This window comes from Streptococcus sp. C300 (genome assembly GCF_000187645.1).
In the GTDB taxonomy this organism is placed as follows: Bacteria; Bacillota; Bacilli; order Lactobacillales; family Streptococcaceae; genus Streptococcus; species Streptococcus oralis_CQ.
In genome coordinates this window covers 76571-101416 of record NZ_GL732468.1, presented here as the reverse complement: position 1 = coordinate 101416, position 24846 = coordinate 76571, and the positions used below count along the sequence as shown (strand labels likewise).

25 protein-coding genes are annotated in these 24846 nt (G+C 41.5%); 22 read left to right on the top strand and 3 right to left on the bottom strand.

Going from position 1 to position 24846, the window contains the following annotated elements:
* From HMPREF0849_RS06800 to HMPREF0849_RS06725, 15 genes are all read left to right on the top strand, one after another.
* Positions 1-264, top strand: a complete 264-nt coding sequence (locus HMPREF0849_RS06800) for a hypothetical protein (protein ID WP_000462052.1) — start codon at positions 1-3, stop codon at positions 262-264.
* The gene (locus HMPREF0849_RS06795) at positions 261-776 is read left to right on the top strand and encodes a hypothetical protein (RefSeq protein ID WP_001263815.1); all 516 of its coding nucleotides are present in this window, start codon (positions 261-263) and stop codon (positions 774-776) included. Before HMPREF0849_RS06800 ends, HMPREF0849_RS06795 begins: the two co-directional genes overlap by 4 nt.
* Positions 769-2223, top strand: coding sequence for a virulence-associated E family protein (locus HMPREF0849_RS06790; protein ID WP_001083580.1), 1455 nt, complete (start codon positions 769-771; stop codon positions 2221-2223). Before HMPREF0849_RS06795 ends, HMPREF0849_RS06790 begins: the two co-directional genes overlap by 8 nt.
* Positions 2224-2551: 328 nt before the next feature.
* On the top strand, positions 2552-2698 hold the full coding sequence (locus tag HMPREF0849_RS10320; protein ID WP_001003898.1) for a DUF2292 domain-containing protein: 147 nt from the start codon (positions 2552-2554) through the stop codon (positions 2696-2698).
* Positions 2699-2790: 92 nt separating this feature from the next.
* A complete protein-coding gene (locus HMPREF0849_RS06780; RefSeq protein WP_000178748.1) occupies positions 2791-3942 on the top strand; it encodes a phage major capsid protein in 1152 nt (383 codons plus the stop codon).
* Positions 3943-3945: 3 nt separating this feature from the next.
* Complete coding sequence (locus HMPREF0849_RS06775) at positions 3946-4776, top strand: hypothetical protein (protein WP_001089174.1); 831 nt, start codon at positions 3946-3948, stop codon at positions 4774-4776.
* Between the two features lie 723 nt (positions 4777-5499).
* Positions 5500-6357, top strand: coding sequence for a diadenylate cyclase CdaA (cdaA, locus tag HMPREF0849_RS06765; protein ID WP_001011078.1), 858 nt, complete (start codon positions 5500-5502; stop codon positions 6355-6357).
* Positions 6344-7141, top strand: coding sequence for a CdaR family protein (locus HMPREF0849_RS06760; RefSeq protein WP_001230933.1), 798 nt, complete (start codon positions 6344-6346; stop codon positions 7139-7141). The genes cdaA and HMPREF0849_RS06760 overlap by 14 nt, the downstream gene beginning before the upstream one ends.
* Positions 7142-7171: 30 nt before the next feature.
* The gene (gene glmM / locus HMPREF0849_RS06755; RefSeq protein WP_009013669.1) at positions 7172-8524 is read left to right on the top strand and encodes a phosphoglucosamine mutase; all 1353 of its coding nucleotides are present in this window, start codon (positions 7172-7174) and stop codon (positions 8522-8524) included.
* Between the two features lie 73 nt (positions 8525-8597).
* Positions 8598-8972, top strand: a complete 375-nt coding sequence (locus tag HMPREF0849_RS06750) for a DUF1149 family protein (protein WP_001050092.1) — start codon at positions 8598-8600, stop codon at positions 8970-8972.
* Positions 8973-8974: 2 nt separating this feature from the next.
* The gene (locus HMPREF0849_RS06745; RefSeq protein ID WP_000762161.1) at positions 8975-9823 is read left to right on the top strand and encodes a DegV family protein; all 849 of its coding nucleotides are present in this window, start codon (positions 8975-8977) and stop codon (positions 9821-9823) included.
* A gap of 264 nt (positions 9824-10087) precedes the next feature.
* Positions 10088-10855, top strand: a complete 768-nt coding sequence (gene dapB, locus HMPREF0849_RS06740; protein WP_000027907.1) for a 4-hydroxy-tetrahydrodipicolinate reductase — start codon at positions 10088-10090, stop codon at positions 10853-10855.
* A complete protein-coding gene (locus HMPREF0849_RS06735; protein ID WP_002874759.1) occupies positions 10852-12051 on the top strand; it encodes a CCA tRNA nucleotidyltransferase in 1200 nt (399 codons plus the stop codon). Before dapB ends, HMPREF0849_RS06735 begins: the two co-directional genes overlap by 4 nt.
* Positions 12048-13916 carry an ABC-F family ATP-binding cassette domain-containing protein gene (locus tag HMPREF0849_RS06730; RefSeq protein WP_001279097.1) on the top strand — a complete coding sequence of 623 codons (1869 nt, stop codon included), beginning with the start codon at positions 12048-12050 and terminating at the stop codon, positions 13914-13916. Before HMPREF0849_RS06735 ends, HMPREF0849_RS06730 begins: the two co-directional genes overlap by 4 nt.
* On the top strand, positions 13913-14524 hold the full coding sequence (locus HMPREF0849_RS06725) for a hypothetical protein (protein WP_000969658.1): 612 nt from the start codon (positions 13913-13915) through the stop codon (positions 14522-14524). Before HMPREF0849_RS06730 ends, HMPREF0849_RS06725 begins: the two co-directional genes overlap by 4 nt.
* 53 nt (positions 14525-14577) lie before the next feature.
* Here the strand turns inward: HMPREF0849_RS06725 and mntE are convergent, their stop codons facing one another.
* Positions 14578-15771, bottom strand: a complete 1194-nt coding sequence (gene mntE / locus HMPREF0849_RS06720; protein ID WP_001076587.1) for a CDF family manganese efflux transporter MntE — start codon at positions 15769-15771, stop codon at positions 14578-14580.
* Positions 15772-16085: 314 nt separating this feature from the next.
* Here mntE and HMPREF0849_RS06715 point away from each other — a divergent pair, with 314 nt between their 5' ends.
* The 5 genes from HMPREF0849_RS06715 to yaaA all read left to right on the top strand — a co-directional run bounded on the left by HMPREF0849_RS06715 (position 16086) and on the right by yaaA (position 21930).
* Positions 16086-18782, top strand: a complete 2697-nt coding sequence (locus tag HMPREF0849_RS06715) for a cation-translocating P-type ATPase (RefSeq protein ID WP_000032429.1) — start codon at positions 16086-16088, stop codon at positions 18780-18782.
* A 104-nt stretch (positions 18783-18886) separates the two neighbouring features.
* A complete protein-coding gene (locus HMPREF0849_RS06710; RefSeq protein WP_000412254.1) occupies positions 18887-19297 on the top strand; it encodes a peptide deformylase in 411 nt (136 codons plus the stop codon).
* Between the two features lie 11 nt (positions 19298-19308).
* Positions 19309-20904 (top strand): hypothetical protein, encoded by a 1596-nt coding sequence (locus HMPREF0849_RS06705; RefSeq protein ID WP_000821454.1) that lies wholly within the window; start codon positions 19309-19311, stop codon positions 20902-20904.
* Between the two features lie 86 nt (positions 20905-20990).
* Positions 20991-21122: a DUF3953 domain-containing protein gene (locus HMPREF0849_RS10055; protein WP_002879846.1), complete on the top strand. Its 132-nt coding sequence runs from the start codon at positions 20991-20993 to the stop codon at positions 21120-21122.
* 79 nt (positions 21123-21201) lie between these two features.
* The gene (yaaA, locus tag HMPREF0849_RS06700) at positions 21202-21930 is read left to right on the top strand and encodes a peroxide stress protein YaaA (RefSeq protein ID WP_000697804.1); all 729 of its coding nucleotides are present in this window, start codon (positions 21202-21204) and stop codon (positions 21928-21930) included.
* A 31-nt stretch (positions 21931-21961) separates the two neighbouring features.
* Here yaaA and HMPREF0849_RS06695 read toward each other — a convergent pair whose 3' ends face one another.
* Both HMPREF0849_RS06695 and HMPREF0849_RS06690 read right to left on the bottom strand, forming a co-directional pair.
* Positions 21962-22510 (bottom strand): NADPH-dependent FMN reductase, encoded by a 549-nt coding sequence (locus HMPREF0849_RS06695; RefSeq protein WP_000039629.1) that lies wholly within the window; start codon positions 22508-22510, stop codon positions 21962-21964.
* Between the two features lie 91 nt (positions 22511-22601).
* The gene (locus HMPREF0849_RS06690) at positions 22602-23048 is read right to left on the bottom strand and encodes a MarR family winged helix-turn-helix transcriptional regulator (protein ID WP_000816325.1); all 447 of its coding nucleotides are present in this window, start codon (positions 23046-23048) and stop codon (positions 22602-22604) included.
* Between the two features lie 118 nt (positions 23049-23166).
* Here HMPREF0849_RS06690 and HMPREF0849_RS06685 point away from each other — a divergent pair, with 118 nt between their 5' ends.
* Entirely contained in the window at positions 23167-23643 is a 477-nt protein-coding gene (locus HMPREF0849_RS06685) for a cell wall elongation regulator TseB-like domain-containing protein (protein ID WP_000776856.1), read from the top strand.
* Positions 23644-23652: 9 nt separating this feature from the next.
* Positions 23653-24831, top strand: a complete 1179-nt coding sequence (locus tag HMPREF0849_RS06680) for a pyridoxal phosphate-dependent aminotransferase (protein ID WP_000777448.1) — start codon at positions 23653-23655, stop codon at positions 24829-24831.
* Positions 24832-24846: the final 15 nt, after the last annotated feature.

Genomic DNA, 24846 nt, shown 5'->3' with positions numbered 1-24846 from the left:
ATGTTTGAAAAAATGGTTGAAGAACTTAAAATCAAAATATTAGAAGCCTTAGAACGTTACCTAAAAAGCCATGAGAAAATACCGCCTAGAATGCTTAAGTTGATGAATAGAAGTGAAGTCAAGCAAGAGTTGAAAATCAGCGACAATACGCTAAGTAAGTGGGAAAGATTGGGCTTACGGCGCTATCAACCGCCCGACGAAGATTCAAGAATTGTATTTTATTTAGTAGACGACATTCATAAATTTATGGGGGTGGATGAATGAGAGTGATAGAGTTAACCTTGTCTAGTGACAAATTAGCCTTATTCGGCTTTCTCAAGTCTACCCCTACACAAGTTTGGAAGAATGGGGACTACTATAAGTTTGTGTACTACGAGCCGATAGGTGAGGGACTTACAGATTTTCGGTACAAAGGCTTATATGTAACTATCAGAGATGATAAAAGCCATAAGGAGGGCTGGGAACTAACTAGATCATTGGAAATTGCTTTGGCTAGTCCTGACTTGCTGACGATCCTGAAAGATTTAGAAGTAAACAAATTGACAGAGCAACGGCAGGGGCTGGGAGTAGAGTTGAAAGGTTGGGTTCTTGACCTGATTTGTAACGGGATTTATACCAGATATGAGACTTCGGTCTTTGTTCGTTTACTATTTGTGAATGGCTACAGTTTTAGTCAGCTGGTGGACTTGTTTTCTGCAATCGTCAAACGGAAAGAACTAGCCAGCTATTTCCTAGAAGTAGCAACTAAATTCTATAAGGAGGTAGCTTTTGAATAGTGAAGAAATTGTAAATAAAATCATTGAAGAGAATCAGCCAAGAGCATCGCCTACCGTGGTGGACTTGACCCAAGCAAGGGAGAGCAATGAGGAAAACAATAGCCTGCATCTAACACCTAAAACCAAAGGGAAAGGCTTTGCCATAACCTTGGACAATCTCAAGAAGATTTTAAGTGGAGATAGCAAGCTGAAAGGGGCTATACAGTACAACACCTTTACTTATGAAATTGATGTGACAAAACCAACAAAATTGAACGGTAGAACCTTAAGCGGAACCATTGACGACCTAATTATTAGAGAGGTTAGGGCTTATATTGCTACAAAGTACAAGATGGACTATAAAAAAGGGGATATCGCCGATATTTTAGAAGTGGTAGCTGGAGAACATAGCTACAATCCTTTAAAAGACTATCTAGAAGCATGCGAAAGCGAGTATAAAGAGTTAGTGAATCAGCGTGCTCCCTTTGATATTCTAAGGCATTACCTCAATATCAAAGATGATGAATATAATCGTATTATCATGGACTTGTTTTTTCGTGGAGCAGTTGCAAAGGTGTTTGACCCAACTGTTAAGTTTGACTTTGTACTGGACTTGACTGGACGGCAGGGAGTGGGAAAGACTCAATTTTTTGAGGGGCTTTTCACTCACAAGTATTTTACAACCGTTGAGACTTTTACAGATAAAGATGACAAGGCTCGAATGGTAAGAAACTGGTGTGTGTTTGATGATGAAATGGTGGCCAGTAAAAAGGCTAGCTTTTCAGAGTTGAAAAAGTTCATCACAGAAACTAAGCTAGAGTATAGACCGCCTTACGCTTCCAGTGATAGGCGACTCCCTAAGAGTTTTATCATCGTGAGAGCAACTAATGACCATGATTATTTGAATGACTTAACAGGGGAAAGGCGCTTCCTGGTTGCAGAAGTCCATAAAGATAACTCCTATAAGGGTAGAAAATGGACGGAGAAAGACCGTAGAGCCTTTTGGGGTGCTATGGTGGCGGCTTGGAAGTCAAACAAGTCCTTGACGCTGACAGACGAGCAGGAAAAGTTAGTAAATGATGTTAGAAGTCGTTACAAGTTTGCTGATGAAACCCTTGAGGATTTGGAACGTTATTTGGCCTTACCTTTTCCAAAAAATATGTACCATCACCCAGTTACAGACAGAACCAGATATTACTATATCTATGACATGATGAACGAGGGCTATTTTAGAAATAGCAAAGGTGGAACTATTGAACTTGAGACAGATAAATATGGCGAACTAGTAGAACGTGACAAGATGACTATAAACCTATTCTTCCAAGAAGTATATCTAACTGATAAAGCACCACCAAAGGATAAAGCAAAGGTTAAAAAGTACATGCAAAATAAAGAGGGATGGGAACACAAACGATCTTTAAAATTTGGAAAAAGTGTTAAGCCTGGTTACTCAAAATCTAAAAGGTAGTTAGGGTAGTCACTAACTCAAAAAATGACTACTTTTTAGAAGAGAGCTAGAGCCTTTAAACAAAAGGATTTGAAAACAAGGGTAGTTTTTAATGTTTTACTGACTACCCCCTAAACCTTTGATATGATTGACTTTTATATTAAAAAGTAGTTATTTTAGATTATTTATAAAGTATATAGAGTAAATAGAGTTAAGGTGTTTATTATTATTTTTTTGTGAGCAAGGTGACTACCTGACTACGCTTTTTGTAAACCCTTGGGGCTGTAAGGTGGAGGTGGTAGTCACTAGATATCCCAAAATGACTACCTTTTTAGAGAAAGGAGGATATATGAACGAATTACATAAAGGTTGGATTTACTTCCTAAATCGTGGTATAATTAAGAGTGTAAAGTTACCAGAATATGGCGACATTCGGTTGATAATTGCAGATGGTGTTGTGACCATGGTAGAAACCAAAACACAACAAAAATTTTAAATACTGACTTGAAAACAAGAGGTAGGACATAAGACGTAAATTACGTTTTTTGTTCTACCTTTTTTGCTTAAGAATGAAAGGAAATAAAAAATATGACAATGAGACTTAAAGGACAAACAAGAAACGAATACATGCAAGCTAGAGAGGCATTTATGAATGCAGTGAAAACTAATGCTTCACAAGATCAACAAACAAAACTTTACGGTGACATGTTAGACAGACTGCAGGAACATATGATCGAAGAAGCTAAAACTGCATCATATTCAGGAGATGGCTTTACATCACAGCCTAATACTTTAAAGGGCAATGAAATGGTATTCTTTAATGAATTTGATAAGAATATCCCTAAAGGGGTGGAAAAACTTCTCCCAGAGGAGACGATTGACAGAATTTTTGAAGATATAAAATCAGAACACCCCTTACTTGAAAAAATTGGACTAAAAAATCTAGGAATCCGCCTAAACTTTTTGACATCAGAGCGTAGTGGTGGAGCAGTTTGGGGCAAGATTTTTGGAGAAATCAAAGGGCAATTAAAAGCTAGTTTTGGAAGTAAACAAGAAATCCAGCATAAGTTAACGGCTTTCATCGTGATCCCGAAAGATTTCAAAGAACTCGGGCCAGTTTGGATTGAAAACTTTGTCAGAACACAATTGACAGAATCCTTTGCGGTTGCATTGGAAGAAGCGTTTTTAAACGGCGATGGTGATAATAAACCTCTAGGACTAACAAGACAATTGACGGGAGTAGCACAAGGTTCAAATATTACTTATCCTAAAAAAGAAAAACAAGCTTTAAAATTAACTTTTGAAAATCCCAAGGAAACAGTAAACCAGGTATCAGAGATTTTTAAATTCCATTCTGTAAAAGCTGATGGAGTTAGTTTTGTCGATACGACCAATAAGATTGTCCTTGTCGTGAATTCAGAAGAAATTTGGGAGATTGAGAAGAAACTAATTAATTTCACAGACAGCGCAGCATATAACAAGGCGGTACCTCTAAATTTACAAATCATTCCTTCAATCTCTCAAGAAAAAGGGAAGGCGACTTCTTTCATTCAAGGGCGCTATGATGCAGTTGTAGGTGGAGGTATTAACTTACAACGCTATCAGGATACACTAGCACTTGAAGATATGGACCTCTATGTAGCTAAACAATTTGCTTATGGTAAGGCTCATGATGAAAAGTCAGCTGCAATCTGGGAGCTTGATTTCTCAAAAAATCAAGAGCCAGGTATTGGAGGTTAATCGATGAATAGCACTGACGTAATCAATCTCTTTCTTTTGTATCAGGACTATAATCTAGTTTATGTTAATCCATTTCATGAACTCATGAAGAATCTTTTTCATAAAATGAATGAACAAGAAGCTACAGAATTCTTCAGTAAGCAAGAGGAAGTTAAAGAAGAAATACTAAACGAAATTGAAGAGTATAAACAAGACTACACTTCGATTTTAAGCGATATGTTTTTGACAACACGTCAAAAAGAAAATCAGTTAGAAAATGAATTTAAGCAGCGAGAAAAAGCCATCAGGGAAAAGTCATTAGTATATTTTAAAGACTGGAAGGAGTTCTCTCAGAGTAAAATTCTACCCTTGGTTGCTGATATGCTAGAAACATTAAAAGCTGAAAACAAACTTTATCGTTCTGTTGTCTTTGAATTTTTAAATGAACTACAGAGCTTTTACACTATGGAATCTTCTACAGTAACCACTGAAGGCTTTTTGAGAAGAGAATTGCCAGAAGAATATTGCGTCAAGCTATTAGAAGGAAAGTTTAAAGACAAGTACTATTACATTGACAAAGGGCAACAACGATACTATGAGCAGGCCATTCTTAAAGAATTGGAGCACTATAATCTTTCTCCAGATATGGTTTTATGGAGTGACTTGCTTCTAGAGGAGTTAGTACAAGATGGTAAAATCAAGGGACATAGTGTTGAAGAATTTACAGAGTATATCTCTAGAGTGGTAGATGATTTTATAGATCGGAAAGAGCAAGAACTTATTAAACAAAGGAAAGTCTTTAATGATCTACCAGAGAAAAAGAAAAATATTATTTCTAAATTCTTTGGGCAATAAACAAAATGAAGATAGGTTTGCGCCTATCTTTTTTAGTATTCTTTTATGAATTCCTTGTTTTAAGGTAACAGTGAACTCATATAACAGCATCTTATAAAACGCTTGATAGAGTAAGGGAACAGCTTGGCAAGCGAATTCAATAGAATGTATAAAACAATGAAATCATAAGAGATTATAGAGATACAAGAAAGCTGTTTTTAGTTCCGTTTTGTCAAAATAACAGGGTTTAGAAATTAGAAAAAAAATTGTAAAACACCCCCCGTTATGAAAATTCATGAAAATTTTCAGAAATGGGAACCGGAGGGAGGGGGCAACTGTCCAGATATTTAACGTTTTTTTTAAGGGGGTGGGGGGTAAGAGGGAAAAACTTGCTTAAAATTAGAAAATGAGCGAGTTTTTATGTTATACTTGTACCAGGTACAGAGAAACAAAAAAGCACGTCTGATCGTGCTAGTTTCTTGCCTGCTGAACTCATCAATTTAGTGGCCCTTTTTGAGGGCTTTTTTTTGTGAACTTTTTATGAACTTTAAAAGATTTGTAAGAGTCTCTAATGAATTGCGTTTTTTTAAAATTTGGCAATACTAGTTCTTTTAGAGAGCTAAAGTGATAAAGCAATATTCGTGAAATATTTTTGCTTAATTTAAAATGAGGTAGGATAGGGAAAAAATGGGCAAAAAATGGTATAATGATGAGTAAAGTGTTTTGACAGGGAGGAGGCCAAGGATGAATTTTCAACAATTATCCAATTTACAATACTGGACGAGTTTGTTTTCAAGTCCTTGGAGTATAGTCACCAATCTGATTGATATTCTCATTGTGACTTATATTTTATATCATTTTACTAAAGCTATTGCAGGCACCAAGATTATGATATTGGTCCGTGGAGTCTTAGTTTTTATTCTAGCCCAGATTCTTTCCAATATGATTGGTTTAACAACTATTTCCTGGTTGATCAATCAGATCATCACCTACGGGGTGATTGCAGCAGTGGTTATCTTTTCACCAGAGATTCGGACTGGTTTGGAGCGATTGGGTCGGGCTACTGATTTCTTTTCCAATGCCCCTATCAGTGCGGAAGAGCAAATGGTTCGTGCATTTGTGAAATCAGTTGAATACATGAGTCCTCGTAAGATTGGGGCGCTTGTAGTGGTTCAGCGAGTAAGAACCTTGCAGGAATACATCTCGACAGGGATTCCTTTAGATGCTAAAATTTCGGCTGAATTGCTTATCAATATTTTTATTCCCAATACTCCCTTGCATGATGGTGCTGTCATTATCAAGGAAGACCGGATTGCCGTCACTTCAGCCTATCTACCCCTGACCGAAGATACCGGGATTTCCAAGGAGTTTGGAACGCGTCACAGGGCGGCGATTGGTTTGTCGGAAGTGTCAGATGCTCTTACCTTTGTGGTTTCGGAAGAAACGGGTGGAATCTCAATCACCTATAATGGAGTCTTTAAGCATGATTTGACCTTGGAAGAGTTTGAATCGGAGTTAAGAAGAATCTTACTTCCAAAATCAGAGAAAAAGCAAGGTCTGAAAGAGCGCTTGCTAGGAGGATTGAAACATGAGAAAAAATAGTCTATACATCATTTCTTCCTTCTTTTTCGCCTGCATCCTCTTTATCTATGCGACTTCAACAAACTATCAGAATAGCAACAGTGCCAGACAGGTGCGGACGGAGACTTATACAAACACAGTTCTTAATGTCCCAATTGATATTCAGTATGACAGTGATCAGTATTTTATCAGTGGTTTTACATCTGAGGTGACGGTCTTTCTAACAGGCTCAAACAGAGTTGCTTTAGCGAGTGAGATGCAGGAAAGTACCCGCAAATTTAAGGTGACGGCTGATCTTTCTGATGCTAGTGTAGGAACCATCGAAGTTCCTCTGACTATTGAAAATTTACCGAGTGGTTTGACGGCTGTTGCGACACCGCAAAAGATAACAGTGAAGGTTGGTAAAAAAGCAAAACGAGACAATGTCATTGTTGTGCCGGAGATTGATCCTAGTCAGATTGATTCTCGCGTGAAAATCGATACAGTTACTGTATCAGATGAAAAAGTAACGGTTATTAGTGATGAGGAAACCCTCTCCAAAGTAGATCGTGTCATTGCCATCTTACCGACGAGTGAACGGATAACTAGAAACTACTCGTCCTCTGTTCCTCTACAAGCAGTCGATAAAAATGGAAATGTCTTACCAAGCGTCATTATGCCGTTTGACACAACTATGAAAATTACAACCAAAACAGTATCGTCTAGCTCGAGTTCTTCGTCAACGACCTCGTCAACGGGCTCTTCAACCAGCAGTTCGTCCTCAACGAGTTCAGAAACGAAACCAGACTCGTCTAAACAAGAATAAATAAAAAAGTAGAAAAGGATGATTAACAAAATGGGTAAATATTTTGGGACCGATGGAGTCCGTGGAGAAGCAAACGTAGAACTGACGCCAGAATTGGCCTTTAAACTAGGACGTTTTGGTGGCTATGTTCTTAGCCAACACGAAACAGAAGCCCCTAAAGTCTTTGTAGGACGTGATACACGTATCTCAGGAGAAATGCTAGAATCTGCCTTGGTGGCAGGTCTTCTATCAGTAGGGATTCACGTCTACAAACTCGGTGTCCTTGCAACACCAGCAGTAGCTTACTTGGTTAAAACTGAGGGAGCCAGTGCAGGTGTCATGATTTCCGCGAGTCACAATCCAGCCCTTGATAATGGAATTAAATTCTTTGGTGGGGATGGCTTCAAACTTGATGATGAAAAAGAAGCAGAAATTGAAGCCTTGTTGGACGCTGCCGAAGACACTCTTCCTCGTCCAAGTGCCGAAGGCTTGGGAACCTTAGTGGACTATCCAGAAGGTTTACGCAAGTACGAAGGCTACCTTGTTTCAACTGGAACGCCTCTTGAGGGAATGAAAGTGGCCTTGGACACAGCAAACGGTGCAGCGTCTACAAGTGCTCGTCAAATCTTTGCAGACCTTGGGGCTCAAATAACTGTTATCGGTGAGACACCAGATGGTCTTAACATCAACTTGAATGTGGGTTCTACACATCCAGAAGCTCTCCAAGAACTAGTCAAAGAAAGCCAGTCAGCTATTGGTTTGGCCTTTGACGGAGACAGTGACCGCTTGATTGCTGTTGATGAAAATGGCGAAATTGTTGATGGTGATAAGATTATGTATATCATTGGGAAATACCTTTCTGAAAAAGGCCAGTTAGCTCAAAATACCATCGTAACAACGGTTATGTCTAACCTTGGCTTCCATAAGGCCTTGGAGAGTGCTGGCATTAACAAGGCAGTGACTGCTGTTGGTGATCGCTATGTCGTTGAAGAAATGAGAAAATCAGGCTACAACCTTGGTGGTGAACAATCAGGCCACGTTATCTTGATGGATTACAATACAACTGGTGATGGTCAATTATCAGCTGTCCAATTGACCAAAATTATGAAAGAAACAGGTAAGAGCTTGTCTCAACTAGCATCAGAAGTGACGATTTACCCACAAAAACTGGTCAATATCCGAGTGGAAAATGCCATGAAAGAAAAGGCTATGGAAGTACCAGCCATCAAGACAATCATCGAAAAGATGGAAGAAGAGATGGCAGGGAACGGTCGTATCCTTGTCCGCCCAAGTGGAACAGAACCCCTCTTGCGTGTCATGGCAGAAGCTCCTACAACAGAAGAAGTTAACTACTATGTAGATACGATTGCTGCTGTGGTTAAAGATGAAATCGGAATTGACTAAAGCCTAGAAAACTAGATGAAATGATAAAAATGTGGTACAATTGCATAGTAAATTGTAGCAATGGGAGAGAAAAATGAATCTTAAACGAGAACAAGAATTTGTTAGCCAGTATCACTTTGATGCTCGTAACTTTGAATGGGAAAATGAAAATGGAGCTCCTGAAACTAAGGTAGACGTGAACTTTCAGTTGCTCCAACATGACCAAGAAAACCAAGTGACTTCTTTAGTCGTTATCTTGAGTTTCATGATTGTCTTTGACAAATTTGTCATCAGCGGAACAATTTCTCAAGTTAACCATGTGGAAGGTCGAATTGTCAACGAACCAAGCGAATTTAACCAAGAAGAAGTCGAAACCTTGGCACGTCCATGTTTGAACATGCTCAATCGTTTGACGTATGAAGTAACAGAAATTGCCTTGGATCTTCCAGGGATCAATTTGGAGTTTTAGTCATGAAATTAGCTGTCATTACAGATTCTTCAGCCTATTTAGAGGAGAAGACGCTGCAAAGAGAGAATCTATTTATCTTGGATATTCCTGTCAATATTGATGGGGAAGAGTATGTCGAAGGTGTCAATCTGACTGCTGAGGAATTTTATCAAAAAATGGCTCAGTCTGGAGAATTGCCTAAAACTAGTCAACCAAGTATTGCCAAATTGGATGAGATTCTAAGTTCCTTGAAAGATGAAGGCTATACCCATGTCTTGGGACTCTTTCTTTCGTCAGGAATTTCAGGCTTTTATCAGAACATCCAATACCTGTTGGATGAATATGATGGCTTGACCATTGCCTTTCCAGATACCCATATCACAAGTTCCCCTCTAGGATTTATGGTGGAGAGTGCCTTTGAATGGGCAGAACAAGGCGATGATTTTGCTCAGATTCAGGAGAAATTGGCTATTCAAATCGCTGATAACTCGGCATTTATCATAGTAGATGACCTTGATCACTTGGTTAAGGGAGGACGTCTGTCAAATGGGGCGGCCATTCTAGGAAATCTTCTCAGTATCAAGCCCATTCTTTATTTTAATGACCAAGGTGTGATTGAAGTTTACGAAAAAGTCCGTACGGAAAAGAAGGCAACCAAACGTTTGGTGGAAATCATCAAAGAGTTGACAAAAGATGGGGACTACCGTATTACAGTCATTCATGGGAACGCTCCTCAAAAGGCGGCAGATTTGCACCAACTCTTGATTGAGAGTGGTGTGAATTCTGAGATTCCAATTGATACCTTTGGTAGTGTCATTGGGACTCACCTTGGAGAAGGTAGTATCGCCTTGAGCTATACACCAATCGTCTAAATTGTTCTTACAAGCTTTGTATCTTAGAAATTGAACACGGACTACCTGCCTCTTGAAAAAAGATGCCTGTCTTGCCTTTCATGGAAAGTCAGCGCCATTCCCTATTTTTCATGGACAGCTAACGTCCTTTGTATCTTGATAATTGAACACGCCTGGAACACTGTGTGAAAAAGATAGTTCTTCCGAGGAGTAGACACTCCTTGATCAGAACTCCTATTTTCACTTTGTGTTCTTGCAGGCTTTGTATCTTAGACAGGAGTAGAGATGAGTATTCGAGTAATTATTGCCGGTTTTAAGGGAAAGATGGGCCAAGCTGCTTGTCAGATGGTCTTGGTTGATCCTGACTTGGACTTGGTCGCAGTTTTGGATCCTTTTGAGTCTGAGTCAGAGTGGCAGGGTATTCCTGTCTTTAATGATAAGGCTGCCTTGGCTGGTTTTGAAGCGGATGTCTGGGTGGATTTCACCATACCAGCTGTTGCCTATGAAAATACACGCTTTGCTCTTGAAAATGGCTTTGCTCCTGTCGTAGGAACAACTGGATTCACTAGTGAAGAAATTGCAGAACTCAAAGCATTTTCCCGTAAACAAGATTTGGGTGGCTTGATTGCCCCTAACTTTGCCTTGGGAGCTGTCTTGCTGATGCAATTTGCGGCGCAAGCTGCCAAATATTTCCCAAATGTGGAGATTATCGAGCTCCATCATGACAAGAAAAAAGATGCTCCGAGTGGAACAGCTATCAAAACAGCTGAGTTGATGGCGGAAGTTCGGGAATCAATCCAGCAAGGTGCGCCTGATGAGGAAGAATTGATTGCGGGTGCCCGTGGTGCTGACTTTGATGGCATGCGCATCCACTCAGTTCGTCTACCAGGCTTGGTAGCCCATCAGGAAGTCATCTTTGGCAATCAGGGAGAAGGATTGACCCTCCGTCATGACTCCTATGATCGCAGCTCCTTCATGACAGGGGTGAATTTGGGAATCAAAGAAGTTGTCAAGCGTCATGAGCTTGTCTATGGATTAGAACACTTATTATGAGATTAACGCAAATGCCTTCTGAATTTCAGAAGGCTTTACCAGTATTAGAAAAAATTAAAGAAGCAGGCTTTGAGGCCTATTTTGTTGGGGGCTCTGTTCGAGATGCCCTCCTCAATCGTCCCATCCATGATGTGGATATTGCGACTTCTTCTTATCCAGAGGAAACCAAGCAGATATTTTCCCGCACAGCTGATATCGGAATCGAGCACGGAACTGTCTTGGTTTTAGATGGGGACGAGGAGTATGAGGTAACCACCTTTCGGACAGAGGATGTCTATGTAGACTATCGCAGACCCAGTGCGGTTTCCTTTGTGCGTTCGCTAGAAGAAGACCTCAAGCGCCGTGACTTCACAGTTAATGCCTTTGCCTTGGATGAGACAGGCGAAATTATTGACTTGTTCCATGGTTTAGAGGATTTGGAAAACCAAGTCTTGCGAGCAGTTGGAGTGGCTAGTGAACGTTTCAATGAAGATGCTTTGCGCATTATGCGTGGTTTTCGTTTTCAGGCCAGTCTTGGTTTTGAACTTGAGCAAGAAACATTTGAAGCGATGAAGACTTTGACGCCACTCTTGGAGAAAATTTCTGTGGAGCGAACCTTTGTTGAGTTTGATAAGCTCTTGCTGGCACCTTTTTGGCGAGTTGGTCTGTCTTCCATGATTGAGAGTCAAGCTTATGATTATCTCCCTGATATGGCAGCCAGTCGAGAAAAGCTTCAAAAATTGTTTGATTTAGAGGCGGATTTCACCTTTGAGTCTTCTGAGCAAGCCTGGGCGGCCCTCTTGTGGGCTTTGGAGATTAAGGATGCTCAGCCATTTTTGAAGGCATGGAAAACCTCACGACAATTTGCCAAGCAGGTTCAGGATTTGCTGACCATTTTGGCTTTGCGAGAAGAAGGAGAGCTGAGCAAGCGCGATTGTTACCGCTTTGATTTGGATTCCCTTCTACAAGCCGAAAGTCTTCGTCAGGCCCAAGGAAAAGAAGTCAACCCACAAGCCATCAAAGAAACTTACCATAGTTTGACCATTCATGATAAGAAAGAAATTCAGATTAACGGTGGAATTTTGATTAAGGAATATGGTTACCAGCCAGGACCAGACTTGGGAGAGATTTTAACAGAGATTGAGTTTGCCATTGTCGATGGAGAGTTGGAAAACGACCGTCAAGCCATCCATACTTACCTGAGGGAGAAAAAATGAGTGATTTTATCGTTGAAAAACTAAGCAAATCCGTCGGTGATAAGACCGTTTTTAAGGATATTTCTTTTATCATCCATGACTTGGATAGAATCGGTCTAATAGGTGTCAATGGAACGGGTAAGACCACTCTGTTAGACGTTCTTTCTGGTGTTTCTGGCTTTGATGGGGATGTCAGTCCCTTTTCGGCAAAGAATGACTATAAGATTGGCTACTTGACCCAGGATCCTGATTTTGATGATAGCAAGACAGTTTTGGATACGGTTCTCTCCAGCGACCTCAAGGAAATCCAGTTGATTCGTGAGTATGAGTTAATCATGCTCAATTACAGTGAGGACAAGCAGGCTCGTTTGGAACGGGTCATGGCAGAGATGGATTCTCTCCAAGCCTGGGAAATTGAAAGCCAGGTCAAGACGGTCCTCAGCAAGCTGGGTATTCAGGACTTGTCGACTCCAGTTGGTGAATTGTCAGGCGGTCTGAGAAGACGGGTTCAGTTGGCGCAAGTTCTCCTAGGCAACCACGACCTCTTGTTACTGGACGAGCCGACCAACCACTTGGACATTGCGACCATTGAGTGGCTGACTCTCTTTTTGAAAAATTCCAAGAAGACAGTTCTCTTTATCACCCACGATCGCTATTTCCTAGATGCACTATCAACGCGGATTTTCGAGTTGGACCGAGCAGGCTTGACCGAGTATCAGGGAAATTATCAGGACTATGTTCGTCTCAAGGCTGAGCAAGATGAGCGTGACGCTGCTCTCCTTCACAAAAAGGAGCAACTCTACAAACAAGAATTGGCTTGGATGCGCAGACAACCGCAAGCGCGTGCGACCAAGCAGCAGGCTCGTATCAATCGTTTCCACGATTTGAAAAAGGAAGTTTCAGGTGGCGTTGCTGATACAGACTTGACCATGAACTTTGAAACCAGTCGGATTGGGAAGAAAGTCATCGAGTTTCAGGATGTTTCCTTTGCCTATGAAAACAAGCCCATTTTGCAAGATTTTAATCTCTTGGTGCAAGCCAAAGACCGTATCGGAATCGTTGGGGACAACGGTGTCGGGAAGTCAACTCTGCTTAATCTCATCGCAGGAAGTCTTGAGCCGACTAAAGGTCAAGTTATCATCGGTGAGACGGTTCGCATCGCCTATTTTTCTCAACAAATTGAAGGTTTGGATGAAAGCAAACGGGTTATCAATTACCTGCAGGAAGTAGCAGAAGAGGTTAAGACCAGTGGTGGTTCTACGACTTCCATTGCAGAGTTGCTAGAGCAGTTTCTCTTCCCACGTTCGACGCATGGAACCTTGATTGAGAAATTGTCTGGTGGAGAGAAAAAACGCCTTTATCTTCTCAAATTGCTCTTGGAAAAACCCAATGTTCTTCTTTTGGACGAGCCGACCAATGACCTAGATATTGCGACTTTGACAGTCTTGGAAAATTTCTTACAGGGCTTTGCAGGTCCTGTCTTGACAGTTAGCCACGACCGTTATTTCTTGGATAAGGTAGCGACCAAGATTCTCGCCTTTGAGAATGGCAAGATTCGTCCTTTCTTTGGCCATTACACCGACTACCTTGATGAAAAAGCCTTTGAAACAGAGATGGCCAATCAAGTGCAAAAGGCCGAAAAGGAGAAAGTGGTCAAGGTCCGTGAAGACAAGAAACGCATGACCTACCAAGAAAAGCAGGAGTGGGCAAGCATTGAAGGCGAAATTGAAGCCTTGGAAAATCGTATCGCTGCTATTGAAGAAGAAATGCAGGCAAATGGCTCTGACTTTGGTAAGCTGGCTACTCTCCAAAAAGAACTGGATGAGAAAAACGAAGCACTCCTTGAAAAATACGAACGTTATGAATATTTAAGTGAGTTGGCATGATGGAAGAAAAAGTCATTAAACGTAGTCCCAAGAAAATCATTTGGAATGCCTTGTTTGGCCTAGCTTCGGTGCTTTTCTTCTTGTTACCTCTCTATTATCTCCATTCGTATTCGGAAAAGGGGACGGGACTTCATACGATAAGTCTTTTGTTAATGCTGCTTGTACTTTTTTGCGCTGGAGTAGTTGTTTATCAGACATACAGGTTGTTAAGCTCCGATAAGGAATATTTGAGATGTACTGTCGAGGGGTTTTACTACAAACAAAATCCAAAGAAACCTAGTCATTTCTACGCTTGGGCAGATGTAGAGGACTTTTCCTTCTCTCGGATTCGAGGGAAGTATAGGGATTCTTATCGGATTGAAGTCTATTTTAAAAACAAGGAAAATGTGAAATCCCAATTCTTTCTAGCTCTGTTGAAGAGAAGGATTCTCCCTTTTCATCAGTCAGCAGATTTAATTATCCCGATCTTTCTACTAGATGTAGGACTTCCTGAAAGGGTCTATGATGCCATGAAGTACTATGAAAGAGAATGGCGTATCGAACAAAATCGTCAAGCAAGAAAAGAGGCAAAACAAGCTTCGAAAAGCAAATCTTCCAAACCGTCATAGTCCGTCTTTGCTTAAAGTGGAATAATCAAAAAGGCCCTATCCACTGGATAGGGTCATTGTTTGTCTTCTTTTTTAGTTTCCTGATGGAAGATGTTTTGCCAAGTTTCATGGCGACGCCAGATACTGGTATGGACGATACCATCTAGCTCATAGCAAATGAGTTTGGTTTTCTGACTAATGGAGGTAATCTGAATGTCCTTAATCGCAGCACTAAGTTCTTTTTCAGACTTATAAGCCTCTTTATCCATCTGCTCTCCATCTTGACGGATATAGAGAAAGTCCTCAGCAAGGAGTTCTTCTAGCTGATTTCCTTGGTCAATCAATTGCTCACGCATGAGCAGTTTTTTATAGACATTGTCTAAAATCTCGTCCTCAGGTATGGGAGCTGGCTCGATATGGACATCGGTATCAAAGACTCCAAAACGCTCTTCCAGCATGGACTCGACCTGGTCCGCAATCTCATGACTTTCATAGACTGATAGGTCAGGATTCATTTCCAGGGTGATATCAAGGTAGATATTGCTACCGTAGGTCCGCCCTCTTTGGGACTTGACCTTACTAATCTTTGGAATCTCCATGATGGCCTTTTGGTAGTCCTCTAGCAGACGGTCATCAAAACCATCTGAAAGACTGAAGGAAGACTCGATAAAGATATCATAGGCTGTTTTTAAGATAAAGAAGGTGATGATGATAGCGACCAATTTATCCACGATAGGGTAATTGAAACTGCTGGCTAAGATAGCAATGGAAGTCCCAAGCGAGGTGACAGCATCGGAAAGATTGTCCTTAGCAGCTGCTTTGAGAGCCTTGGATTTGGATTTCTTACTGAGGCGTGTATTGTAGAGATAGACCACAAACATAATCGCTGCAGAAATGATTCCTAGAGTTGCACCCAGAGGATCAATGGGTGTTTGTTCCCGACTAAGGATTTTCTGAATGGTGTCCCGAAGTACATCAAAACCAACATAGAACATGATGATGGAAGTAATCAAGCTAGCCAAATCTTCAATCTTCCAGTGACCAAAGCTATGGTCACGGTCTGCAGGTTGGCGGGCCATCCGAATCCCAATCAAGAGAGCAACATTTCCAATAATATCGGATACGTTGTTGAAACCATCTGCCACCAAACTGGAAGAATGCAGGAGGTGACCAGTTGCCAATTTTGCTGCAGACAAGAGGAGGTAAGTCGAAATGCTGATAATGGCTCCACGTTCTGCCAATTTGAGATTTGACATGGATTGGTTCATCGGGCTTCCTTTCTAGTCATATAGTATTCTTACATTATACTGGTTTTCAAAGGAAAATTCAAATTTAGTCTTGTTTCATCGGATTTAAACCCTTGAAAATTGTTCAAATTTTGATATAATAGTACTACTCAAGGGAGTAGCTGGCAGAAACCTGTGATAGTGTCGTCATTCCGAATTGTATACTGAAAAGTATGTTTTCCGGCACTATCTTAAACAGCGAGACTTGTTATGATTAACAGGTCTCTTTTTGTTTGTCGTGAAAAGATAGGACAGAAAGAGAGTCTGTTTTGCACACAATGTCAAGGAGGAGACACATGTCAAAAGAACAAAAACGCCAAGCGTTTTATACTCAGAGTCCTGAAGAGGTCTTGAAGTCAGTAGAAGCAACTGAGCAAGGCCTTTCGTCAAGCGAAGCGCAGAAACGCCTAGCTGAATATGGACGCAATGAACTGGAAGAGGGTGAGAAAAAATCACTCCTAGTCAAGTTTATCGAGCAATTTAAGGATTTGATGATTATTATTTTGGTGGCTGCAGCCATCTTGTCTGTCATAACTTCTGGTGGGGAAGATATCGCAGATGCCATCATTATTCTAGCCGTTGTTATCATCAACGCAGCCTTTGGTGTTTACCAAGAAGGAAAAGCAGAAGAAGCCATCGAAGCCCTCAAGTCTATGTCTAGTCCAGCTGCTCGCGTTCTTCGTGATGGACACATGGCTGAGATTGATTCCAAAGAATTGGTGCCAGGAGATATCGTTGCTCTAGAAGCAGGTGACGTCGTACCAGCAGACCTACGTTTGCTAGAAGCCAATTCACTTAAAATCGAAGAAGCGGCTCTAACAGGTGAGTCTGTTCCAGTCGAAAAAGACTTGACAGTTGAACTCGCTACAGATGCAGGTATCGGTGACCGTGTCAATATGGCTTTCCAAAACTCAAACGTTACCTACGGTCGTGGTCTTGGTGTTGTTGTCAATACAGGTATGTATACGGAAGTTGGTCATATCGCGGGTATGCTTCAAGATGCGGATGAGACGGACACACCACTCAAACAAAACTTGAACAACCTTTCTAAGGTCTTGACCTATGCTATTTTGGTCATTGCCCTTGTTACTTTTGTTGTTGGTGTCTTCATTCAAGGAAAAAATCCACTTGGTGAGTTGATGACCTCTGTTGCGCTTGCTGTTGCAGCCATTCCAGAAGGACTCCCAGCTATCGTAACCATCGTTCTTGCCCTTGGTACTCAAGTTTTGGCCAAACGAAACTCTATCGTTCGTAAGTTACCAGCAGTTGAAACGCTTGGTTCGACTGAAATCATCGCTTCTGATAAGACTGGTACGCTTACCATGAACAAGATGACAGTCGAGAAAGTCTTCTATGACGCAGTCCTACATGACTCAGCTGATGACATTGAACTTGGCTTGGACATGCCACTACTTCGTTCAGTTGTCTTGGCCAACGATACCAAGATTGATGCTGAAGGAAACCTGATCGGGGATCCAACGGAAACAGCCTTCATCCAGTATGCCTTGGACAAGGGTTACGATGTTAAAGGATTTTTAGAGCAATATCCTCGTGTAGCTGAGTTACCATTTGACTCAGATCGTAAACTCATGTCGACAGTTCATCCATTGCCAGATGGTAAATTCCTCGTAGCAGTCAAAGGGGCTCCAGATCAACTTTTGAAACGTTGTGTTGCTCGTGATAAAGCTGGAGATGTTGCTCCGATTGATGAGAAAGTCACTGAATTAATCCATACAAACAACTCTGACATGGCTCACCAAGCTCTGCGTGTTCTTGCGGGTGCTTATAAGATTATCGATAGTATTCCAGAAAATCCTACTTCTGAGGAGCTTGAAAACAACTTAATCTTTACTGGTTTGATTGGGATGATTGACCCTGAGCGTGCCGAAGCGGCAGAAGCCGTTCGTGTCGCTAAGGAAGCGGGAATCCGTCCAATCATGATTACTGGTGACCACCAAGACACAGCAGAAGCTATTGCCAAACGTTTGGGAATTATCGATGAAAATGACTCGGAAGACCATGTCTTGACAGGTGCTGAGCTTAACGAACTTTCTGATGAAGAATTTGAAAAAGTCGTTGGTCAATACTCTGTTTATGCGCGTGTATCTCCAGAACACAAGGTTCGTATCGTGAAAGCTTGGCAAAACCAAGGTAAGGTCGTTGCCATGACAGGTGACGGTGTTAATGACGCTCCGGCTCTGAAAACAGCCGACATTGGTATCGGTATGGGAATCACTGGTACTGAGGTTTCTAAGGGTGCATCTGACATGATTCTTGCAGATGATAACTTTGCGACTATCATTGTCGCAGTTGAAGAAGGACGTAAGGTCTTCTCAAACATTCAAAAGACTATTCAGTACTTGCTTTCTGCCAATACGGCTGAAGTATTAACCATCTTCCTATCAACCTTGTTTGGTTGGGATGTCTTGCAGCCAGTTCATCTCTTGTGGATCAACTTGGTAACCGATACCTTCCCAGCTATCGCTCTTGGTGTTGAACCAGCTGAGCCAGGTGTTATGACCCACAAACCACGTGGACGCAAATCAAGCTTCTTCTCAGGTGGGGTCATGAGTTCCATTATTTATCAAGGTGTACTCCAAGGTGCTCTCGTCTTGACTGTTTATGGTCTTGCTCTTGCCTATCCAGTTCATGTAGGAGACAACCAAGCCATTCACGCGGATGCCCTCACTATGGCCTTTGCAACGCTTGGTTTGATTCAGCTCTTCCATGCCTACAACGTCAAGTCTGTTTACCAATCCATCTTGACAGTCGGACCATTCAAGTCTAAGACCTTCAACTGGTCAATCTTGGTATCCTTCATTCTTCTTATGGCAACGATCGTTGTAGAACCACTTGAAGGTATCTTCCACGTAACCAAACTAGACTTGTCACAATGGGCTATTGTTCTAGCTGGAAGCTTCTCAATGATACTTATCGTCGAAATCGTCAAGTTTGTTCAACGTAAACTTGGTCTTGATAAGAACGCGATTTAAAAAGAAAGTCATCTTCGGATGGCTTTTTTTGTATTTGAGGGAAAGGACTAGAAGTTGCCCCCTTTTGTGCTATAATAAAGTAAAGATGTAAGGAGCGTAAGAGAATGGAAAAGAAAATTGTCCGAGATGTCTTATTCTTGTCGCAGGTCTCGAAACCTGCAAGTCAGGAAGACCTTTATCTGGCTAAGGATTTGCAGGATACCCTGCTGGCTAATCGCGAGACCTGTGTCGGTCTAGCGGCCAATATGATTGGTGTGCAGAAGCGTGTCATTATCTTTAATCTTGGCTTGGTTCCCATGGTTATGTTTAATCCCGTTCTCCTTTCCTACATAGGACCTTACGAGACAGAGGAAGGGTGTTTGTCCTTGACTGGGGTGCGATCAACAACTCGTTATGAAACGATTACGGTTTCCTATCGAGATAGTAAGTGGCAGGAACAGACCATTACGTTAACAGGTTTTCCAGCTCAGATCTGCCAACATGAACTGGATCATTTGGAAGGACGGATTATTTAGGAGGAATTCAGATGAAACGCATACTATTTGAACTTGTTTTTATCGCAACGACCTGGTATATATTTTTACCACCCTTCAATCTGACTAGTTGGGAATTCATCTTCTTTCTCTGTGGGCATTTGGTGGTGATGGGGATTTTGTTTAGTTTCCGCAAGGATACCAATCTCCTCAAAACTGTTCACCTACGCCATGGCAAGGCTACCAAAGATCTCAATCTAGAAGGATTCCTTTTTACCAAACTTAGTAGAGGATTGTTTCTGACTGCAGCTATCATTTTTGCCCTTGCTGGTCTGGTAAGCCTAGTAACCTCTAGCTTTTTCCAAGCAAAAAATTATGCTAATGTGGTGTCTATCACAGAAAAAGATTTTAAAGATTTTCCTAAGAGTGATACCAGTAAGGTTCCAATCCTAGATCGGAGCACTGCAGAGAAGATTGGAGATCGTTATCTAGGCTCTCTGACGGATAAGGTCTCCCAGTACGTAGCAGCAGATACTTATACCCAGCTGACGGTTGATGGCAAACCTTATCGAGTAACTCCTTTGGAGTATGCCGACCCGATCAAATGGTTTAATAATCAGTCCAAGGGAATTGGCGAGTATATCAAGGTTGATATGGTGACAGGAAATGCGGAATTGGTGGATTTAAAAACGCCAATGAAGTATTCAGACTCCGAGTATTTTAACCGAGACGTCAAACGTCATCTTCGGATCAAGTACCCAACCAAGATTTTTAAAACGCCCTCCTTTGAGGTGGATGATGAAGGCAATCCTTTCTATGTAGCAACCGTTTATCAAAAGCAGTTTGGTCTAGGAGTACCTCGTCCGTCATCTGTTATTATTTTAGACGCTACCAATGGAGAAACCAAGGAATACAGCTTGGATGAAGTGCCAGAATGGGTGGATCGTGTCTATCCAGCGGAAGAAACCATCGAGCAAATCAATTACAACGGCAAGTATAAAGACGGTTTCTGGAATGCCTTGATCTCTAAGAAAAATGTTACCCAAACGACAGAGGGCTATAACTATCTTTCTATCGGAAATGACATTTATCTCTACACGGGGGTGACTTCAGCAAATGCTGACGAAAGTAATTTAGGTTTTATCCTTGAAAACATGCGTACAGGTGAAATCACCAAGTACAATCTAGCATCAGCAACCGAAGAATCTGCCCGTGCTTCTGCAGAAGGAGCAGTGCAAGAGAAGGCCTACAAGGCTACCTTCCCTATCCTTGTTAATCTCAATGACAAGCCTCTCTATATCATGGGCTTGAAGGACAATGCAGGCTTGGTCAAGGAGTATGCATTGGTTGATGCAGTAGAGTACCAAAACGTCATCGTAGCAACTACGGTAGATGAACTCCTCAGCAAATATGCCAATAAAAATGACCTCGAGCTGGATAATGAAACGGTGGAAAGTATCAAGGGAGTGGTTTCAGACCTTAAATCAGCTGTTATCAAGGGGGATACCGTCTACTTCTTTAAAGTTGATGGCAAGATTTATAAGGTCAAGGCTTCAGTGTCAGACGACCTACCTTACCTTGAAAATGGCCAATCCTTTGAAGGTCAAGTTGGAAAAGATAATTATCTCAAGACCTTTAAAGTACAATAATACTCTTCAAAAATCAAATTCAAACTACGTCAGCGTCGCCTTGCCGTACTCAAGTACTGCCTGCGGCTAGCTTCCTAGTTTGCTCTTTGATTTTCATTGAGTATAAAAATAGGTTTTCTCAGTTCAAGGAGAAAAAAGATAAATTCTTATCTATCTTAACAAGCTTAGCTGGCACAGCCCTTGTTCTCGTGGCTATCTGGTTAGAATGGCCAAAATAAACAGAGAAACCTCGGTGTGAACCGAGGTTTTTAAGATGAAATTCTTGGTCGTGATTGAAAAATATGCTACACTAACAATATGAAAATTTTAATCCCAACAGCCAAAGAAATGAACACAAACCTTCCTCTTGTCGAAGCGCTCCCTTTGAGGGAAGAAAGTCAGGCAGTCCTTGACTCACTGGCTCACTACTCAGCTAGTGAATTAGAGACTTTTTATAAGGTATCTGCCGAGAAAGCAGAAGAAGAGTACACTAATATTCAAGCTCTAAAAGATCAGAGGGCTAAGAATTATCCAGCCCTGAAACTCTTTGACGGTCTCATGTATCGCTACATCAAACGAGATGGGTTAACCGAGGCTGAACAAACCTATCTTGAAGATCATGTTTTAATTACATCAGCTTTGTATGGCGTAGTTCCAGCCCTATCTCCCATGGCTCCTCACCGTTTGGACTTTTTGATGAAATTAAAAGTAGCTGGTAAAACACTCAAGACTCATTGGAAGTCAGCCTACGATGAGGCGCTACAGGATGAGGACTTGATATTTTCTCTTTTGTCATCAGAGTTTGAAACTGTATTTTCTAAGGAAATCAGAGAAAAGATGGTGACCTTCAAATTTATGGAGGACAAGGTAGGTCAGTTGAAAATCCACTCAACCATTTCAAAAAAAGCCCGTGGCGCCTTTTTGACCGCCTTGATAGAGGGGCAGGTCAAAACAGTCGAACAAGCTCGCAAGCTCAGTTTTGCAGGCTTTGACTACCGACCTGATTTATCAAGCGACTCAGAACTCGTCTTTGTGAAACAAGCATAAAACCAGCTCATTCGAGCTGGTTTTTGCTGGATTAGTTGATTGCTACAAGAAGGTCTTCAGCTTGTTTGGCAAGTGATGAAGCAGTTGTTTCTTCTAACACCAATTTTCCGTCTGCCCAAGCAGAGTCATTGACACGAGCAGCTGTAAAATCACCAACGACTTGTGTACGGATAAATGGCAAGAGGTCTTTGTAAATAGCAAAGAGTTGATCGTGACCAGCATTGGCTACAGATGAGACAGTAACAAACTTGTCTTGGAGGGCAGAAGCACCACGTGTATCAGACAAGTCAATGGCGCGAGAGAGCCAGTCAAGCAAGTTTTTCACTGTTCCAGGGATAGAGAAGTTGTAGACTGGAGAGAAGATCCAGATAGCATCCGCAGCAAGGACTGCTTCACGAGCAGCAGCTACAGCTGGATGAGTTGGAACTTCCAAATCTTGGCTGAAGAGAGGAACAGCTGAGTAATCAAGATAGCTAACTTCTGCTTTTCCAGCAAGTGCTTTTTCAGCTTCGAGGGCCATTTGGTGGTTGAAAGAACCTTGGCGAAGTGAACCGACGATAAATAGTACTTTTTTAGACATGATGTGTCTCCTTTAGTTTAAAATTCAAAGAGCGAGCCCTTTTGTTACCATCTATGTTACAACAAATGATACTAATTAGCAATAATTTTGCTCACAAATTTTTAAATTTTTTTAAAATGCGGATTAAATCTTCCTTTTCGCCATCTTCCAAGATGCTGAGTGCTTCTACGATCGAATCGATATGGTCAGGAAGAACCTCTTCGATTTTTCTGCGTCCTGCAGGTGTTAATTTCAGGAAAAAAGAGCGACGATCCTTGGAGTCGCAAGTTCTAGAAATCCACCCATCTCGAACCATATTTCGAATGACAACAGTCATGTTTCCAGAAGTGGCCAACATTTTTTCAATCAAATCCTGAATGCGTAGTTCCCCCTTGCTATAGAGGGTTTCCAAAACTGAAAATTGAGTGGGTGTTAGCCCGTGTTCTTTAGCGGCTTTGGCTTCATATGGTTTAAAGGTTCGTAGGGCTTTATTGAGGACAATAGCTGTTTTTAAGTCTAGTTGATTATCGGAAATTTTCTTTTTCAAATATTGTTTCATAAGGTTATTTTATCAATAATGAGAGAGAAAAACAAGAACTTACATTTTATAGGAAAAGAATCTTAGAATGTTCCTGTCTTCACTTGTAATAAAGAAGGAGAGATGGTAAAATAGACGAGTGAAACTAAGACAGAAAAAAGCAAAAAACAAGCTACTTTTACAGTATGGAATCGGCATTGCTCTGGTAGTACTAGTCATGACCACTTCCTTCCTTTATCTGATATCACTCAGCATGAAACCCTATCAAGATGCTAGGGTTGAAGGAGAAAAACTGGCCAAGCAGTATGCTGAATTGGAAAAGGCAGATCAGGTTGATTTCTATAATGGACTAGAAGGTTATTACAGCATTTTAGGACATAATAAAAAGCAAGAGGCCATTGCCGTACTGATTGAAAAGAATGACCACAAGATTTATGTTTATCAGCTTGATAAGGGGATTTCTCAAGACAAGGCAGCGACGATTTCGAGGGAAAAAGGAGCTAGCGACATTGACAAGATTACCTTTGGTCGTTATCAGGACAAGCCGATTTGGGAAGTCAAGTCAGGAAACCAGTACTATCTGGTCGACTTTGAAACAGGAGCAGTGATCCAATAAGGAGGGCATATGAAACTATCCAAACGTGTACTAGAAATGGAAGAAAGCGTCACTCTAGCTAGTGATGCAAGAGCCAAAGCATTAAAAGCTCAGGGAAAAGACGTTCTTTTCTTAACCTTGGGACAGCCTGATTTTCATACTCCTGAAAACATTCAGGATGCAGCGGTAGAAGCGATTCGAGATGGACGAGCTTCCTTTTATACAGTTGCTTCAGGCCTACCAGAGTTAAAAGCGGCGGTTAATACCTATTTTGAACGCTACTATGGGTATTCCGTAGCGGCTAACGAGGTTACCTTTGCCACAGGTGCTAAGTTCTCTCTCTATACCTTTTTTATGGCCGTGGTCAATCCAGGTGATGAGGTCATCATCCCTACACCATACTGGGTTAGTTATGGAGACCAAGTCAAGATGGCAGAAGGTGTGCCAGTTTTTGTCCAGGCCAAGGAAGACAATTACTTTAAAGTAACAGTAGAGCAGCTAGAAGCAGCCCGAACAGATAAGACCAAGGTCTTGGTTCTCAATTCGCCATCGAATCCGACTGGTATGATTTACTCTCGTGAGGAACTCAGGGCTATCGGAAATTGGGCTGTTGCGCATGATGTCCTTATCCTAGCAGATGATATTTATGGACGTCTGGTTTATAACGGGAACGAATTTGTTCCAATTTCTAGTTTGTCAGAAGCCATTCGCAAGCAAACCATTGTGATTAACGGTGTATCTAAGGCCTATGCCATGACTGGTTGGCGGGTAGGTTATGCTGTGGGAAATCCTGAAATTATCGCTGCTATGAGCAAACTAACAGGACAAACAACCTCCAATCTGACTGCCGTATCGCAATATGCTACCATTGAAGCCCTAACTGGGCCACAAGACTCTGTCGAAACCATGCGTCAGGCTTTTGAGGAACGTTTGAACACTATTTACCCTCTCTTGTGCCAAGTGCCAGGATTTGAAGTTGTCAAGCCCCAAGGAGCCTTTTATCTTTTCCCAAATGTTAAGAAAGCGATGGAGATGAAGGGCTATACCGATGTTACGGAGTTTACAACAGCTATCCTTGAAGAAGTCGGTCTTGCCTTGATTACAGGAGCAGGATTTGGGGCGCCAGAAAATGTTCGTCTCAGTTATGCAACTGACTTGGACACCTTGAAAGAAGCGATTCGTCGTTTGCATCAATTTATGGAAAAATAAAACTTAGAATCTTCG